The 17,006-nt window shown below is 59.2% G+C and carries 13 protein-coding genes and 1 pseudogene; 7 read left to right on the top strand and 7 right to left on the bottom strand.

Translation table 11 applies throughout. The features are described from left to right. Positions 1 to 22 precede the first annotated feature (22 nt). Positions 23 to 778 carry a hypothetical protein gene (locus QW887_RS06970; RefSeq protein ID WP_315718473.1) on the bottom strand — a complete coding sequence of 252 codons (756 nt, stop codon included), beginning with the start codon at positions 776 to 778 and terminating at the stop codon, positions 23 to 25. Positions 779 to 1,436: 658 nt separating this feature from the next. Here QW887_RS06970 and QW887_RS06965 point away from each other — a divergent pair. The 3 genes and pseudogenes from QW887_RS06965 to QW887_RS06955 all read left to right on the top strand — a co-directional run bounded on the left by QW887_RS06965 (position 1,437) and on the right by QW887_RS06955 (position 6,156). Beyond that, entirely contained in the window at positions 1,437 to 4,826 is a 3,390-nt protein-coding gene (locus QW887_RS06965; RefSeq protein WP_315718472.1) for a caspase family protein, read from the top strand. Between the two features lie 18 nt (positions 4,827 to 4,844). Further along, a pseudogene (locus tag QW887_RS06960) lies at positions 4,845 to 5,612 on the top strand (S1 family serine peptidase); the annotation flags it as partial. A gap of 220 nt (positions 5,613 to 5,832) precedes the next feature. Then, complete coding sequence (locus QW887_RS06955; RefSeq protein ID WP_315718470.1) at positions 5,833 to 6,156, top strand: hypothetical protein; 324 nt, start codon at positions 5,833 to 5,835, stop codon at positions 6,154 to 6,156. A 392-nt stretch (positions 6,157 to 6,548) separates the two neighbouring features. On the opposite strand, the gene QW887_RS06950 is transcribed toward QW887_RS06955, so the two are convergent. Continuing rightward, positions 6,549 to 7,637, bottom strand: a complete 1,089-nt coding sequence (locus QW887_RS06950) for a hypothetical protein (RefSeq protein WP_315718643.1) — start codon at positions 7,635 to 7,637, stop codon at positions 6,549 to 6,551. A 224-nt stretch (positions 7,638 to 7,861) separates the two neighbouring features. Beyond that, the gene (locus QW887_RS06945; protein ID WP_316194297.1) at positions 7,862 to 9,220 is read right to left on the bottom strand and encodes a hypothetical protein; all 1,359 of its coding nucleotides are present in this window, start codon (positions 9,218 to 9,220) and stop codon (positions 7,862 to 7,864) included. 107 nt (positions 9,221 to 9,327) lie between these two features. Between QW887_RS06945 and groL the strand changes: the two genes are divergently transcribed. The 3 genes from groL (at position 9,328) to QW887_RS06930 (ending at position 12,492) form a co-directional block, all read left to right on the top strand. Then, positions 9,328 to 10,950 (top strand): chaperonin GroEL, encoded by a 1,623-nt coding sequence (groL, locus tag QW887_RS06940; protein WP_315718645.1) that lies wholly within the window; start codon positions 9,328 to 9,330, stop codon positions 10,948 to 10,950. 156 nt (positions 10,951 to 11,106) lie between these two features. Further along, the gene (locus QW887_RS06935) at positions 11,107 to 11,961 is read left to right on the top strand and encodes a universal stress protein (RefSeq protein ID WP_315718646.1); all 855 of its coding nucleotides are present in this window, start codon (positions 11,107 to 11,109) and stop codon (positions 11,959 to 11,961) included. Between the two features lie 30 nt (positions 11,962 to 11,991). Next, positions 11,992 to 12,492 (top strand): DUF2267 domain-containing protein, encoded by a 501-nt coding sequence (locus QW887_RS06930; protein WP_315718647.1) that lies wholly within the window; start codon positions 11,992 to 11,994, stop codon positions 12,490 to 12,492. Between the two features lie 193 nt (positions 12,493 to 12,685). Here the strand turns inward: QW887_RS06930 and QW887_RS06925 are convergent, their stop codons facing one another. The 4 genes from QW887_RS06925 to QW887_RS06910 form a co-directional block, all read right to left on the bottom strand. Continuing rightward, the gene (locus QW887_RS06925) at positions 12,686 to 13,033 is read right to left on the bottom strand and encodes a cytochrome c (protein WP_315718648.1); all 348 of its coding nucleotides are present in this window, start codon (positions 13,031 to 13,033) and stop codon (positions 12,686 to 12,688) included. A 58-nt stretch (positions 13,034 to 13,091) separates the two neighbouring features. Beyond that, entirely contained in the window at positions 13,092 to 13,421 is a 330-nt protein-coding gene (locus QW887_RS06920) for a hypothetical protein (RefSeq protein WP_315718649.1), read from the bottom strand. Between the two features lie 75 nt (positions 13,422 to 13,496). Next, on the bottom strand, positions 13,497 to 15,212 hold the full coding sequence (polX, locus tag QW887_RS06915; protein WP_315718650.1) for a DNA polymerase/3'-5' exonuclease PolX: 1,716 nt from the start codon (positions 15,210 to 15,212) through the stop codon (positions 13,497 to 13,499). 67 nt (positions 15,213 to 15,279) lie between these two features. Then, positions 15,280 to 16,623, bottom strand: a complete 1,344-nt coding sequence (locus tag QW887_RS06910) for a nicotinate phosphoribosyltransferase (RefSeq protein WP_315768635.1) — start codon at positions 16,621 to 16,623, stop codon at positions 15,280 to 15,282. A gap of 162 nt (positions 16,624 to 16,785) precedes the next feature. On the opposite strand from QW887_RS06910, the gene QW887_RS06905 reads away from it, so the two are divergent. Further along, complete coding sequence (locus QW887_RS06905) at positions 16,786 to 17,004, top strand: ChaB family protein (protein ID WP_315714354.1); 219 nt, start codon at positions 16,786 to 16,788, stop codon at positions 17,002 to 17,004. Positions 17,005 to 17,006: the final 2 nt, after the last annotated feature.

The raw sequence follows: 17,006 nt of genomic DNA, 5'->3' as shown, positions 1-17,006 counted from the left end.
ATAGCTTCATCGAGATGCCCCGCTATTGACCTGGCGGCCGGATTGCACTTCGGAGCCTCTCGGTGAAAAACGATTGGTCGAGCTCCGTTGAAGGCAGGCGCTCAGCCTTGGCGACTCTCCTTGACCCGAGTTGTGTCGGCCCCATGGTGATCAGCAAATCGTCCGTCGTGGTGCGATTTATGTTCAGCAATGTCCCCGACGGATCTATCGCTACCCTGACGAGCTTCCATGTAGGTGTTGCAGTTCCACCCGCGACGACGACGAACTGAACGTGGTGGCTGATCGTGTCGAATGGCCCCCCCTGAACCTGATCGGACAGGACATACATCGAATCCCAGGATCTTAGGGAGGACTGCAATGTTTGCTCTATGCCCAGGTCGCCTCCAATTGGAGCCAGCCCATCGTTCGCCGTCCGGCAAGGCACGGGCATATGATTGGCATCCAGCGCAGCCGGATCAGCCTCGTCGAGCAACTCACTAAACAGAAGGAAATACGTCATCGTCATCTCCCGCGTCGCGTCCCCCTTGTATTGGCCGGTCGCCGTGAAAACGAAGCTCATGGGCACGTTGGAGCCCGCTATGGATGGATTGACAGAGCCCTCGTCGACCGCCTTCAGGTTCAGCGCGATCTTGGCGGCCCAGCCTCGCAGCACGGCGAGCCGTTTCGGATCGCGATAGACGTTCGCCCTTATGGCGCGCCTCAGTTCACACCGGACGTGTTGGGCGACGCTCTCAACGAACGTGTCAAAACGGTTGCCTTCGGGATGACGAAAATCCATCACGGGCAGGACCGACCCGCAACCACCCACCAACAGACAGACCGCAAGGGGACCAAATATCGATCGCACAGCAAGCACCGCGTCGGAGACAACTGCGAGAACGTATCAATGGAAGCACCTCTGGCAACCGGGAGTTTTATCCTGCGAATGGATAAATGCAATCAGTGATAGAAATGACACAGGCATCGTCTTCGATCGGCGGCGCTGCTGCTTGCCGAGATGCTGTTTTTGACGACAGACTTCCTCCGCGTTCCCGAAGCCGATTTCAACCATATGTTGATCTGCATCAACGCGCCTTCGTCCCCGTGTGATGACATCCCCGGCACTTTTTCTGGAGGAGTAGAAGTATCGCGAGCCTGCCGCAGTTTGCTTCCATCCGCAGCGAACAAGCGCTGAATAGGTTCGCAAATAGCATGACGGCGGAACTGAAGCGCTCCTGACTAAATGGCAACTGTTTGGAGACGAGGAAATGCACGCGCGGACGTTCGTTTCGCTAGTTGCGTTTGGAATGGCTCCGCTCTTATGGATGGGAGCCATCGAAACGTCCGCTTCGGAAAGTCCGCCCGTAAGGGTCGTAACGCAACTCCGCCATACGAAATCAATCTCCCTGGTCGCATTCTCCCCCAATGACACGCTGGCGCTTTCCGCAGGCGACGACATGAAACTGTGGGAGCTGGCGACGGGGCGCGAAATAGGGAGCTTTAACGGTCAGGCGGAAAGCGTGACCGCCGTCGCCTTCTCTCCCGATGGGGCGCTGGCGTTGTCGGCTGGATGGAAGACATTGAAGCTCTGGGACCTGGCAACGGGACGCGAGATCAGGAGGTTTGATGGCCATACGAACGCCGTCATTGCCGTAGCCTTCTCGTCCAACGGTAGTCTGGCTATGTCAGCAAGCGCTGACAAGACGTTGAAGCTCTGGGACGTGGCAACCGGGCGCGAGATCAAGAGCTTTCGCAGCCACGCGACCCTACTCAATTCTGCAACTTTCTCAAGCGACGGCAGGCTGGCGTTGTGGGGCGGCTGCGACGCGCTGGTCCGCGGGACGTGCCTGAGAAGTTCTCTAGAACTGATTGACGTGGCAAGCGGGCAGGTGCTGAGACGGTTCTTCGGTCATATTAATTGGAGTACGAATTCGGTCGCCTTCTCGCGAGACGGCAAGCTCGCGCTGTGGGGCGGCTGCGATGCGCTAGACCGGGATGGGCTTTGCACAGGAGGCTCACTGAAGCTGTTGGACGTAGGTAAGGGGCACGTGCTGAAGAGCTTTGCCAGGCAAGCGGACGAGTTTTACTCGGTTTCCCTTTCCCCTGATGGCACGCTGGCGCTTTCGGACAGCATGGCGCTGGCGAGCGACAAGACCCTGAGAGTGTGGGACGTGGCGACCGGGCATGAGGTCAAAGGCTTCTCGGGTCATGGTTTCACCTCTGCCATAGCCTTCTCCTCGGATGGCCATCTGGCGTTGTCGGGGAACTCGGACGGCGTGCTGCAACTTTGGGATCTCGCGTCGGGGCGCGAGCTTAGGAGCTTGGCCGGCTATTCGGACCAGGTTCACTCGGTGGCTTTCTCGCCAGATCGCAAGTTGGCACTCTCTGGCAGCAACGGCAACACCCTGAAGCTTTGGGATGTGGTCTCAGGACGGGAGCTGCGAAGGTTCACTGGTCACACGGGCTCGATTGAGTCCGTTGCGTTTTCGCCGGATGGCAAGTTCGCGCTCTCGGGAAGCACGGACAGGACGCTGAAACTCTGGGACGTGGCGACTGGGCGCGAGCTTAAGACCTTTGATCGCCGTACAGGGGGTCCGCTTGTTTGGTCCTTGGCCTTCTCTGAGGATGGTAAGCTGGCGCTATCCTGGTGCTTCTGGGGGACTATTCAACTTTGGGAAGTGGCGAGCGGCCGCGAGCTTAAGAGCCTCGTCGTTCCAGTCACCGTCACGGCGGTGGCCTTCTCTCCCGACGGTAAGCTGGCGCTATTAGGCGACTCCCTCTTGGGCGAACGTACATTAAAGCTCCTCGACCTCAGCAGCGGGCGCATTCTCAGGACCTTTGCCGGCTCTCATGAGGTGATCTCATCTGCGACCTTCTCCACTAACGGCAGGCAGGCGCTTTCGGGGAGTCTCAATAAGACGTTGAAACTTTGGGACGTCGCTTCGGGGCGTGAGCTCAGGACTTTCTCCGGCCATGTCGAATCGATCATCGCGGTTGCCCTCTCTCGCGATTCCAAGATGGCGCTTTCGGGAAGCGCGGACGGTACAGTGAAGCTGTGGGACGTGGCTAGTGGACGTGAACTCAGAAGCCTCAACGGCCACAAGGCTATGGTCACCTCTATATCATTCTCCTTTGATGGCAGGCAGGCGCTCTCAGGGAGCTGGGACGGTACAGTCCGACTCTGGGATTTGGAGCCGACGATCACGAGCAAGGAGCCCGGAAAACGGTCAGAGCTCGTTGCAATGCTGGCAGACGATACCGGGGAATGGCTTGTCATTACACCGGCTGGCTTCTTTGCGGCATCAGACCATGGGGCTGACAAATTGCTCGCGGTCGTTCGGGGTCTCAAGACTTACTCGGTGATGCAGTTCTATGACCAGCTCTACGCTCCGGAACTTGTGCAGGAACGACTAACAGGCGATGTGACGGGCCGCTATCAAAGTGCGGAGGCTCGACTCGACCTGGAGAAGATTCTGGATTCCGGACCCGTGCCGAAAATCGAGCATTTGGAATTGCGCACCGATGCAGCTGGCGAAACCATCCAAGTAACGGTGCAACTCTCTCATACAATTGGCAAAGGTATCGGCCGACGGCTAATCTGGCGCCTGAACGGAACGCCCGTTGGCGAGACCGAGCCTTCTGAGCTGCGAGATGCAAAGGATGCAAGGGGGCCAATTGCGGTTTCTCAAGGAATCAAGGTTGATCCTAGCAAGGACAACATCGTTACAGTTACGGCTTACAATGGAGCAGATCTGCTTGCGACCGAACCTTACCCGATCAAGATTAATCGCTTCGGCGTGCAGAGCAAGGAGACCGAACCGCGCTCGCGCATGTTCATCGTCGAGATCGGCGTTAATGACTACAAAGCACACCAACTGAAGCATCTCGACTTTCCTGTTAACGACGTGCGCGCGCTCGCTGAAGCATTTAAGAACGTGGCCGAAGCGGGCGGATATGAGAAGCCCGTCGAGATTATCGATCTGACGCAAGAGCGTGCTATCAAAGACAATATCTCACTGGCCTTTGCGGATCTCGCTAAGCGGGTGCGGCGCCAGGACGCCTTGATCGTACTGCTCGCGGGTCACGGCGAATCGGTCGAATCTCGACAGGGTGATATTGTCGTCCCGCGTTACTTCTACTATCCAAGCGACGCCGAACTTGGCGGCGAGCATACGGTCGAGACCGATGGCATCGGGATCGAGACCTGGGCTCGCTGGATAGCGGAAGTCCAAGTCTCCAAGAAGCTGGTCATCGTCGATACCTGTAAGAGCTGGGGAGCTATCGGCACCGTGCGCGCGATGGATGCTGAGCGAATTGTACAGGAATCGCTAGCCACTCGCCTGCAGCACGCCATTGGTGAGAGCGTATTCACTGCATCTAGGGACGCCGCTCTGGAGGGACATGCGCTTGGTCATGGAGTACTCACTTATGCAGTGTTGGAAGCCTTGGCCAAGCCGCAACCGGGAAACGAGTTGCTTGACGTGAAGGCGATCGATCGTCTGGTCGAGCCCGAGGTGAAGCGCCTCAGCCAGCTCCTGAACAGAGAGCAACAAGTTTACAATAAGATCGGTGGATACTTTCCGGTTGGCCTTCCTCCCTCTGGCTTTCCACCGCCGCCTTTCGAACCGGTCGACGTCGAGCCCGGCAAATACGTCATCTGTAGCCAGATCGAGGTGCGCTCCAAGGCGTCTCCGGAAGAGGAAAGTCCAGTTGAGATCCTGAATGAGAGCGGGGTCGGCTGCACGGAAGTTCAAGTCATCGAGTTTCTGGGTAGCTGGACCAAGATCGCCAGGCACGGAGTTGCGAAGGGCTATGTCCCCGCCAAGGATGTGCAACGGCTGAATTGAGTGGCAAGGAGACCGGCCATGCCCATGCGATTCGCGTTAGCTTCGATAGGCCTTCTCGTCGTCAACCCCCAGGCTGCGGCGCAAGAGGAGATCCACCCGTTCGAAAAACGCATCATCAGTTGTGAGCCAAGCCGCATCGAAGACCATAACTGGCAAGTTGCCTTTAATGTGAAATACCCCGACGGCAAGACTTACCTGTGCGGGGGCTCAATCATCTACGGGAAGTGGGTATTGACAGCGGCGCATTGCTTTCCCACACCCGACAAGCCTCGCGATGGCCGCGCCAAAACAGGCGTGACCAATATTGTCCTCGACGGCGAGTGGACTGAGATTGCGCGCGTTGTTCGACATGAAGATTATAATGCCAAAACTCAAGAGAACGATCTTGCGCTGGTAAAACTAAGAAGCACGCCGAAAGGGAAGCAGATCGATCTCATCGAAAATGACCAGAAACTCTCCGTCGGCCAGATCCTTCAAGTTACAGGCTGGGGTATCACTGAGACAGGGACGCCATCCGACACACTTTGCATGACGACGGTGCCCTACGTTGACAATGCCACATGCAACGCCGAGAACTCATATAACGGCGCCATCAAGCCCAGCATGATGTGCGCGGGCTATGCGAAAGGTGGAAAGGACTCCTGCGGTGGAGACAGCGGTGGGCCCCTTGTCTGGCGTCTGAATGGCAGGGCAATCTTGGTTGGCGTGGTCTCTTTCGGCGAGGGCTGCGCCCTGCAGCATAAATATGGCGTCTATACCCGAGTAAGCGCCTACCGGGACTGGATTGACCGTGTTATTTCCTCTGATAGAGACTGATCTAGGTCGTCTGCGAACTGCATTTCGGATCCTAAGAGCCCGGAGGAAACGGGTTCGATATTGGTAATTGCGGTCTTGAGCTGCCACGGTGGACATCCGTCGCAGCAAGTCAGGTAACCTGTCGAGAATAGGCCGGGCTGTTTCTTCAGCGCAATCGTTCCGGTGTCCGGTTTTGCGGAATGAGGTCGCGATGTCTAAGCTTCGTGGATTCCTTGCGATCGTTGGACTCTTCCTCGCGTACGGCTCTGGCTTTAGTGCGGCTGCGGAAGAGAGTATTTCCGAGCCGGACGCCTCGCGGGCTTCGACGGCCGGCGAGATGCGGCTCGCTCAGGAGACCAATCGGGTCAGCGCCGATCTTGGGCAGCAGAAGTTCCTCGTTCCATATGTCGTTACATCGGACGGACCGAAAAAGTTCGAGTTGTCGGTGGCGCCGTACGCTGAGCACGTAATCTCGCTTTGGCTTGCGACTGAGCAAGGAACGATAGCGATCGAGCTGTTTGATCCAGATGGATAGCTGCTGGCATCGTGGCGGGAGCCGCGGGGTGAGTGGAAATTCGAGCAAAAGCTTGCTCCGGGCAAGTCCGGAACATACCTCTTCTCAGTGCAGGCGATCGATGGTGCGCTCGTGCACGGGGTTATCGGGGTCAAGGGCTCAATCGTCGAGCGCTGTCCGAAAGACAATGCGCGGGTGATCGACCAACCGGCCGACCCACCGCACTATTTGTGGCCATACCTGCTCATCAGGTCGCTCCGGCTTGCTGCCGATACGCCTGTTCCGATGCATCCGGGAGCGCTGTTGGCGAATTCCAGCAGAGGCGCACCTCGCGCAAGACCGCTTCGTATGTCCCTGCACTTCAACCTGCGATCCACTGAACGATCAGCGGATCGATACTGCATACGGTTGCCTCAAGAAGCTGGCCCAGCAGGACTCTTATTTCCGGCAACAGGAACACCGTGCAGCGGCGCGTAGTTGGCTGCGAAATCCGAGCAGAGCTTGTTCTGGTACTCGATAGGTAACGACGCAAGCACCGATGCGGCCGCCACCGCCCTTGCATCGTCCTTTGATTTCACGGTGATGTAGGCGATCATTCGGTGAAGTGTCAGAAAAATCGAGAAAAAGTTCCGTGTATTGACGTAGAAGCAATGATTGCTTTCGAGCTTTGTGCCCGGCCGGTCCTGCCAATGCCGCTGCACGATTGCGGTCCCCGCATCGAAATCTGTAACGGCAAAATTGCCGTAGCCGAGCCGAGTAAATAGCGGACGATTGCTGAGAAACTTGGCAAGGTCGAGCTCCTGTCCACGCACGGCCCCGATCAGCAGCATCTGATCCGCTACAGGAATGTTCTCACGGATCTGAAATCCTTTCGACAGTTCAAGCGCGCAGACTACGTAGCGCGGAAGGCGGGTCGTTTCCATCGCCTTTCCCTGTGCGGCCGGCGTGCACAGATCCTGCCTGACGAGTTGGGAGAGATGAGCGAGCGCGCCTGATACCCCGACCGCCTTCCCCTTCAAGAGCAAAGGCGCCGGGTCTTTCTCACGCAACGCGATTCCAATATCCAGCAGGCCGTCAAATTCATCGTCTGCAGGCAGGTCGATCTCGAGCGTGGAAGACCAGCCGAACGGCCACAGCCAGATGGTTGACCGCACTTTCCCCGTCGTGTGCCACACGGCCTCGTTCAGCGTTAAGTCGAGATTCTTGGGCCTGCAGCGTAGAGGCCACACGAGATCGCAGGCATCTCCAAACGAGGTTATGGTCCCCGGGATATTGCTAGCGACCGCCTGATAGCGCGGCCAGAAGTGATTCCGGCGCAGGTCGAATTCATCATTCAGTGGAAGAAGGACAAGGTTCGCGAGCTCGATCTTGGCCCCCTGGCTGCGCATCTCGCGATAATCACGAGAGGACCAAAGGAAGTGAACCCGTGGATCAAAATCGGCCGCAACGAACGGCTGCGACCAGAGGTGAACGTCAAAAACACAATAGACAGCGCGCGCCATTATCGATTTCCTCACAAGATCGATTTCCTCACAAGCGCAGCATCCCCGGCATCTCGCTTCGCCGGTCATCCGCAAACCATTGTCTTCTCGCGCTTTGCGCGCTATTCTCAACGAGCTGTACAGCTGGGCGACTGCCCAAATATGTCGCCAGTGCTTACCGACCAGGCGAGCAAGGCGGCAGCGATCTCCTGGGACCGGCCGCAAGGCCGGTCCCGGCCGGCTCTTCAGGTTAAGGTGAGCGGTTTCATTTGTGCAAGATCCTCGCGCCCGGCCGGCAACCGCGCTGCCTTTTCGTCAAAGTACATCCAGAGAAATTCGGTCGGCTCAAGATTGCCGGCTCTTGATTCCTTGATCGGGTCGAACATGGTCGGTTCGACCCCCCATCGGGCTGCTGCATCAATGGGTTTGATGAACTCGTCTTTATCGAACCATTCTTTCATTTCCGATCGGCACTTCGCATCAGGCGCCTTGAGCTGAAACCAGCCGAGCAAAATCCTGCCGCCATTGCTTGCAGGCACGACAAGCGAGCCGAAATATTGCTTGCCATCCGCGATCATCATAACCGGATCGAGCTTGCCCCCGGCCGCACGCACGGCTTTCTGAATGATCGGGCCGACCCTGTCGGTTTCCTGGACAATGCGCGCGTTGCGCTCCCGGGCGCCGATCATCGAAATACCTTGCAAGACGGCAGCCAAGATTCCGCCAAGCACAATTGCAGCGCCACACAGCGCGAGAAACGCGATCGCGCTCACAGTCGATCCGATCCCCGCAAAATGCAGCTGCAAGGAAGGAATGAGGTACGCCGTCCCAAGGAACAAAAGAGTCGAGATAAAGATGCTGAGTGTAACGGACTCGGTCGCGCCCAGTTCAACTCTTGACTCCTTGGGGGCGAATAGCCGCAAAATCATCAAGAAGAACGTGCCGGGAATGACGTACGACGCGAGGCGGAGCGAAACACCGCCCACGCTCTCAGTCCCGAAAAGACCGATGCTCATCTTCTTTTCCGCAACAGATGCGCCGGCGATCGTTTTGTTGTCCTTCGCGTTTTGGAGCGAATAACTGACACTGAACGCCAGGTTCTCGTCCCGCTCTGCGATGCTGGAATCGGCTTTGAGGCACATTCTGCTGCGCACCAAAGTCGAACCGGGCTCAACGGTGCCGAGACCGATGGTGTCTTTCACGTCGCATGTGCCGTCTGGCCCGAGGCTTCCGATCTTCAAAGAAGGAGGACCAAACAAGCTAAGACCCGCGTCCATGATCCTGGCTTCGGTCGCATTCTCGATCCATATGCTGAAGCCCATCGTCTGGCCGGCGAGGATTTCATTGCGCGCGAGAATAACCGTCAACGCCGGCTTGCCGGGAGCATCGGCCCAGGTGAGGCCGGGAAGCAAGCAGGCCATCAGTTGAAGGACGATGGTCCAAAAAGCCCCATTGAGCCGAGGAATTGGAATAGAGCGCACGTCCCGCTCCCAATGAATTTCGCAGCGCAAGCTGCGCGGCGCGTTACCGCAGCAAAGCTGTTTTCTACTAAAGCTTGCAACAGCGTAGGCTTGCTCGGTGGGCAATGCAAGACCACTCGGCATCCGACCGGCGAGTTGCTCCCAGGCCTAGGCTTGATCAGGATCAAGCGTCCAAAACGGCGTCACTTCTATCTTGATCTGATGAAAGCCGTCCTTCTGAGGAGCGATTGATGCCTCACAAGCAGGTGCTGTTTCATTCCGCGGCCCGTGAAAAGATCCTGCGCGGAGCCTCGCTGCTTGCGGACGCCGTGCGCGTGACGCTCGGCCCCAAATCAAAATCAGTGTTGATCCAGAAGAGCTGGGGCACCCCGATCGTATGCAACGACGGCGTCACGATCGCCAAGGAATTTGACCTCAAGGATCCGGAGGAGAATCTCGGAGCGCAGGTGCTGCGTCAGGCCGCGGAGAAGACCGGCGATCTCGTTGGCGACGGAACAAGCACCTCGACGATCCTGGCACATGCGATTCTTGCCGACGGCGTCAGGAACGTGGTCGCCGGCGCCAGTGCCATCGATCTGAAACGGGGCCTCGACCGCGCTGCCCACGCGACGATAGCGGCCCTCCATGCCATGGCGCGCCCCGTCAAGACAAAGGCGGAAAGAGCTCAGGTCGCCACCATCTCGGCTCACAATGATCCATCGATTGGCGCGCTGGTCGCCGATGCGCTCGAGAAAGTCGGCAGCGATGGAGTGATCTCGGTGGAGGAGTCCAAGACCACCGAAACGTCGCTCGACGTGGTGGAAGGGATGAAATTCGACCGCGGCTTCCTGTCGCCCTACTTCGTGACCGATGCCGATCGCATGGAAGCGGTGCTTGAAGAGCCATTCATCCTGTTGTGCGACCACAAGATCAGCGCCCTGCGCGACCTCATTCCGCTGCTCGAACAGATCGCAAAGTCGGCACAACCGCTCCTGATCATCGCCGAAGACATTGAAGGCGAGGCGTTGGCCACGCTCATCGTCAATCAGCTTCGCGGCGTGCTCAAAGGCTGCGCCGTCAAGGCGCCCGGTTTTGGTGAGCGACGCAAGGCGATGTTGCAGGATATTGCAATCCTCACTGGCGCCCAGGTCATCTCCGACGATCTCGGTTCGAAGCTCGAAAACACCACTTTGCAGCAGTTGGGACATGTCGCCCGTGTGGTTGCCGACAAGGAAAACACCACGCTGATCGGCAGCAAGGGCGAACGCAGCCAGATCGATGCGCGGCTGCAACAACTCCGCCGCGAGATCGAGAAAACGACCAGCGAGTACGACAAGGAGAAGCTTGAGGAGCGGCTCGCCAAGCTGTCGGGCGGGGTTGCCGTTATCCGTGTCGGAGCGCCGACTGAAGCTGAGATGAAATCACGAAAAGAGGCGCTTGACGACGCCATCAGTTCGACGAAGGCGGCCGTTGCAGAAGGTATCGTGCCGGGCGGCGGGCTTGCCTTGCTTCGATGCATCGAAGCCGTCGGCAAGGAGGAAGCACTCTGCGAAGGCGACGAAAAGACCGGTGTACAGATCTTGAAGCGCGCGCTCGAGGCCCCCGCTCGCCAGATCGCGGAGAACTCGGCAACGGATGGCGGCGTGGTCGTGGCGCGCATGCTGAGTGGCGTCGGCAGTTTCGGGTTTGACGCCGCGCGCAAGCAATATGTCGATCTCGTCGAGGCCGGCATTGTCGATCCCGCGAAGGTCGTTCGGACAGCCCTCGAGAACGCGGTGTCGGTTGCCGGCATCCTCCTGCTCACCGAGGCGACGATGACCGAAATCGCGGAGCCAAAGCGCGAACGGTTAGCGGAACCCGAAATTCCGGTGTGACGCTAGACCACGAAACGGGGCCGTGCCCCCTCCCCCGAGCGGAGCACAACTTTGCGGCGGACCGGTTAGTGACGGCCGGCCATTGACTGTTGATTCAAGTCAACATGCCGCTTCATCCGACGGAGAGTATGGATTGGGTCCCGGAGGGAGGTCGTCGTGATCAATATCAACGACATTCTCGTGCATATTCCGACCGAGCAGCCACCGCAGCCTGTCGTTGATGCCGCCGTCTCGTTGGCTGCCCGGTTCGACGCCCATCTCGATGCGATTGCAGTCGGATACATCCCGCCCAGTAGCGCGTATGTGGTCGATGGAGGCGCGGGCGCAGCAGTCGCCGCTTCAGAGATCTTCGAAATGGAGCGGCAACGCGCCGCCCAACGCAGCGCGGCTGCACTCGCCATTTTCGAGACGGAAGCCCGGAATGCGAACATCTCTCACGCAAGCCGCTCGGTCGAGGACCTGCCCGGTGAAGCCGCGTCCGCGCTCGGCGCTGCGGCCAGGCTCTATGGACTGACGGTGGTCCTGCAGACGGACGCAACACAGGACAGCTACGACACTAGGACTGCGACGGAGATCCTGCTCCAGGCGGGCGGACCCGTCCTGTTCGTGCCGCATATCTTCCGCGGCACCTTCAGAGCCAACCGTATCGGCATCTGCTGGGATGGAAGCCGCCTTGCCGCCCGCGCTTTCAAGGACGCAAGACCGTTTCTTTCTCAAGCAGAAGCGCTGGTCACGATTTCGATCAATGAGGCGCAGGTTGCTCCCACCGAGGCCTCAGCGCGGAAATTGACTGAACACATGGCTCGCGCCGGACTTACGACAACGCTGCTCGAGCTGACGGCAGAGCATTCCGAAATTCAGCCGTCCATCCTGTCCCTGGCCGCCGACGAAAGTCTCGACATGCTGGTGATGGGGGCATATGGGCATTCCCGCCTGCGGGAAGGCATTTTCGGCGGCGTCACCCATGAAATGCTGAGGACGATGACGATCCCGACCCTGCTGTCGCATTGAATCGAGGCCGGCATCCGTGCTCGCCGGATCATGACAACGGACGTGATTGCGGTGACGCCGTCGATCCGGGATGCCGCTATTGTGGCCAATCTAGGAGAACGCATCATGAGCGTAACAGGCGTCACCGCGCTGGATCACACCATTCAGGAGACCAATCTCTGGCTCAAGGCGATCGAGGAGAAGCTGGAGTTCGGTAGTCGTCAACAGGCCTACAACGCGCTCCGGGCTGTTCTGCATGCGTTGCGCGATCGCGTAATTCCGGAGGTGGCGATCAAGCTTGGCGCCCAGCTGCCGATCCTCCTGCGCGGGATCTACTACGAGAACTGGCACGCGGCGGGAACGCCGACCAAGGAGCGACATGCCAGCGACTTCGCGGATCACGTCGCCATGGAGCTGCCCCAGCAGTTTCCCATCGCGCCGCTGACCGTCATTCGCGGGGTGTTCGAGATCGCGTGGGAGAAGCTCGATCCCGGTGAATTTGAGAAACTGATGCACCATCTGCCGGTGCAGATCCGCGAATTGAAATCGTAATCCGGTCATCTGGCCCCGCCCGGCACGTCCGCCGCGCACTCAGCGACGGGACGCCTTCGTACCGGCCCAATCGCGTGTCGCCAGACCAGCGGCGATGCCGTCAGACCGTCGAATGGACCGCGCAGCCGGCCAAATGAGCTTCCCAAGTGAGCTTCGATGTGCAGGGATCAGCGCTTTCCTGAGCAGCGAGCATTCATTTCCTGACTGCAAGAATGTAGAGGTAGCTCATGATCGCGTAGACGTCCTCGTCGGAAAATTCGATTTGCGGCATGTCCCTGTGCTTCGACACCATGCCTTCCGACAGCTCCGCCTGCAACTCGCGCCGATTGAACCGGGCGTAGATATCGCGCATCGGCGGAGCATTCTCGAGCGGGCTTTCGCCAACCGATTTGATCGCATGACAGCGCCCGCATCTTTCCTGCAGGATGGTCCTGCCTCGTTGCGCGGCCTTGCTGAGGTTCGCGGCATCCACGTTTGTCGGCCAACACGAGAGCAGTCCGACGAAGAGGCCCAGAGCCCGAAACTTGAAACGCCCCGACATGCGTCTGGCTCTCCGCGGCAATATAACAGCCCCGCCCGTTGCTCGAGTGCAAGCGGATTTAATAGCAGACCCGCACGTAATGCACATGCCGCCTGTGCCGGACAGCTCGGACATAGCAGTCGCCGTATCCGTACGGTCCCCAGAACGGACCTGGCCCCCAATACGGTGCCGGTGGGTAGTAATAGGCTGGCCCCGGATAGCCGTAATAGGGATACGGCCCCCAATAGCCGCCGCCGAGGGCCGCGCCGAACAGCGCGCCGGCAGCCAGGCCGCCGACGATTCCCGCGGCAATGCGCCCGTTGCGAGCGTCGGCACCCGTGGGTGCAAGCAGCGCGAGGGTCAGGACGGCCGCGGTCGCAACCGTACCAATCTTCTTCCCGAAGCTCATTTCACCCTCCTGTGCTGTCATCTAAGATGAGCGCAACTTCGCGTGCGCCACGTTGCGAAGGATCAAGCAATCCGGCTAGCGCTTCAGCATTTTCTTCGTCCGCGACAAGGGTTGAGTGTTGATGACGTCTGCGGCTTCGAGCCAGCCTCGGCGCGCCTGATCGACGCCGAAACGCATGTTGGCGAATCCAGCGGTCGAATGTGCGTCCGTCGAGATCGCCAGCTTGACGCCCGCGGACTTGGCGGCATGAACATGGATATCGTTGAGATCGAGCCGGTCCGGGTCGGCGTTGAGCTCGAGATGACAGCCGCGCTCGCCCGCCGCCGCAATGACGGCTTCCATGTCGATCTCGTAAGGCTCGCGGTCCCCGATCAACCGTCCGGTCGGATGACCGATAATCGAGACATGGCGATTGTCCATCGCCCGGATGATGCGCTCGGTCTGCATCTTGCGCGAGAGCTCGAACTTGTAGTGAACGGAAGCAACGACCAGATCGAGCCGCGACAGGATCTTGTCGGGCAGATCAAGCCGTCCGCCCGCCAGAATATCGACTTCGGCGCCTTTCAGCACCGTAAATCCATCCAGCCGGTCGTTCAAACGGTCGATCTCGTCGATCTGACGCGACAGACGTCCGGCATCGAGACCATGGGCGACAGTGACGTGTTGGCTATGGTCGGTCAGAGCCATATAGGCATAGCCTCTTGCCTTGGCGGCCGTCGCCATCTCGGCGATCGCGGCGGTGCCGTCGGTCCATTTGGAATGGACGTGCAGGTCGCCTCGAATATCGGACAGCGTAATCAGTTTCGGGAGCTTTTTTGCTTTTGCGAGCGCGATCTCGCCGCGATCCTCGCGCATCTCGGGCGGAATCAGGGGCAGCCCGAGCTTGCCATAGATCTCCTCCTCGGTTGCTCCGGCGATGCGCCGCTTGCCGGCGAACAGGCCATATTCGTTCAGCTTCCAGCCGTGATCGTTAGCGAGTCCGCGCAAGGAGATGTTGTGCGCCTTGGATCCGGTGAAATACATCAGCGCGGCGCCGTAGCTGGCCTCAGAAACAACGCGCAGGTCGACGTGCAGCCCGGAGCGCAGCACCACTGCCGTCCGCGTATCGCCATGAGCGAGCACATTGGCGACATTGTCGTATCGAGAGAGTCTCCCGCCGGCGGCGTGGCCGTCACGTGCCACCATCAAGATATCAAGATCACCGACGGTATCGCGCCTGCGACGGTAGCTTCCGGCGACGATCACCTTTCCATCGGTCGCGTCTGGCCTCAGATAGCTGAGGAGTGCTTCCGCTTCGGCTTCGGCCTCGGATAGTCTGAAGCGCCTCTCGGCTCGAGGCTTGGCCAACGCCGCGGTGAGCTTTTCCTCGCTCTTGGCACCGAAGCCCCGAAGCTCTCTCAGCCGACCCGACCTCACCGCGCGCCTGAGGTCCGCGAGTGACCGCACGCCCAGCTTGTCGTAGAGCAGTTTGACGCGTTTCGGACCCAAGCCCGGGAGTGCCGCGATCTCTCCGAGATCGCCGGGCAGTTCACGCTTGAGCTTGTCCAGCACATCGAAATGATGGGTTGCGACGATCGTTTCGATCTTTCCTGCCAGATCCTTGCCGATACCTGGCAGCTCGGAAAGATCCTCACCCGCCTTCAAGAGGTTGGTGATGCTCCTGGGCAGACGTTCAATCACCCGCGCAGCATTGCGATAGGCCCGCGAACGAAACGGATTGTCGCCTTTGATCTCGAGAAGTTCGGCGGTCTGGTCGAACATCTCTGCAATTTCGGCATTCTGTACCGGCATCGATGCACCTCCGTCGCTTGACAGGCTAGAGAGGGATCGAGCCGCTTCCCTTGATGCAGATCAGAATTCAGGGACGCGAGCCTATCCGGTCGGCGACAGCTGCCAGCTGTTCAAGATGGCTTGAAATCTGCACCGGATAGGGCGCGACCGCTTTGGAGGTTCTCAGCTCCGGAGGCAGCAGATCGAGCTGCCGGCGCGCGTGAGCCCGGATGTCGTGAAGTGAAGGTTGAGAGGCGATAGGGCGTCCGCCGAGCATCACCGCCTGGATCAGCGTTTCCCCCTCTTGTTGGTCCTCCTCGGTCGAAAGAATGTCTGCGAGCATGCGGCCCTTCCTGTCATACCGGCGCCAAACCTGCTTGCGGCCGGGCCAGGTGGCCTTTCCCGTCGAGCGCTTGCGACGGGGCAAGCCCGCATACTCCTGCAGCTTATAGGCACAGTCGAGTGCTGGCGCATCGGACGACGTGACGAGGCCCGTGCCGATGCCGATACCGTCGATCGGCGCCGCATCCCGAGCGAAGGCAATCAGGGTACCCTCCTCTATCCCGCCACTGACGAAGATGCCGGTGTCCTTGAGTCCGCCGGAATCCAGAATGCAGCGCACCTTCTTGGCGAGCGCAGACAGATCCCCGCTGTCAAGCCGCACGGCGCTGACCGCAATTCCAAGTTCCTTCAATCGGGGCGCCAGCATGACGACCTTCCTCGCGGCCGCCTCGGTGTCATAAGTGTCGATCAGCAGGACGAGATTCTCTGGCCTGGCGCGCGCAAACGCCTCGAATGCTGTAGCTTCGTCATCAAAGGATTGAACAAACGAATGCGCCATGGTGCCATAGGTCGGAATGCCGAATGACTTCTCGGCCAGGAGGGTTGCCGTACCGGAGAATCCAGCGACATAGCTCGCGCGGGCGGCCAGCAGCCCTGCCTCGGCACCATGGGAGCGACGCAAGCCAAAATCGACCAGGAGCTTGTCTGGCGCGAGTAAGACCATGCGCGCGGCCTTGGAGGCAATCAGCGTCTGAAAATGCAGGATGTTGATCAGGCGCGTCTCGACAAGCTGCGCCTCCGGTAAAGGAGCCGTAACCCTAAGGATCGGTTCGTTGCCAAAGAACACGGTGCCTTCCGGCATCGCATGAACCTCGCCGGTGAAGCGGAAATTGGCGAGATAGTCGATCAACGACTTGCTGAACTTTTCCGTTCGCTCAAGCCAGCCGAGTTCGTCTTGCGAGAACCGTATGTTTTGCAGGAAGTCGAGCGCCTGCTCCAGTCCGGCCGCCATCAGGAAGCTGCGCTGAGGCGGCAGCTTGCGCACAAAGAACTCAAATACCGCTGTATCAGTCTGGCCCGATTCAAGGTACGCTTCGATCATGGTCATCTGATACAGATCGGTTAGCAGCGCGCTCGGTAACGGGTCCATCGATGTCCTCGGCGCTCACATGACGTCAGCCATCCCTTCGATGTCTGCGCATCCCTATTTGACGCCGGTCAAGAGGCGGAAGCAAGTTGCCTCTATCCTCTTTGGTGGAAACGCCGCGGCGTCGCGAGCAAGGCGCGGCAGTGAGCGTCCGAGGCAAGAGCCATGCCCTATCGCACAAACATCGATCTTCCCCCTGCTGTTCGCGCTCACCTCCCATCGCACGCGCAGGACATCTATCGGGAAGCATTCAACCACGCCTTTGCCTCCCATGCGGAAGACGAACGGCAGGAAGAGATTGCTCACCGCACAGCCTGGGCAGCGGTGAAGCGATCCTACGTGAAGGTCGGCGACCGCTGGGAGCCGCTGCCCCACGACCATTAGGC

Source organism: Bradyrhizobium sp. SZCCHNRI3052, from assembly GCF_032484895.1.
Taxonomy (GTDB): domain Bacteria; phylum Pseudomonadota; class Alphaproteobacteria; order Rhizobiales; family Xanthobacteraceae; genus Bradyrhizobium.
This window is presented reverse-complemented; position numbering and strand designations above follow the sequence as displayed.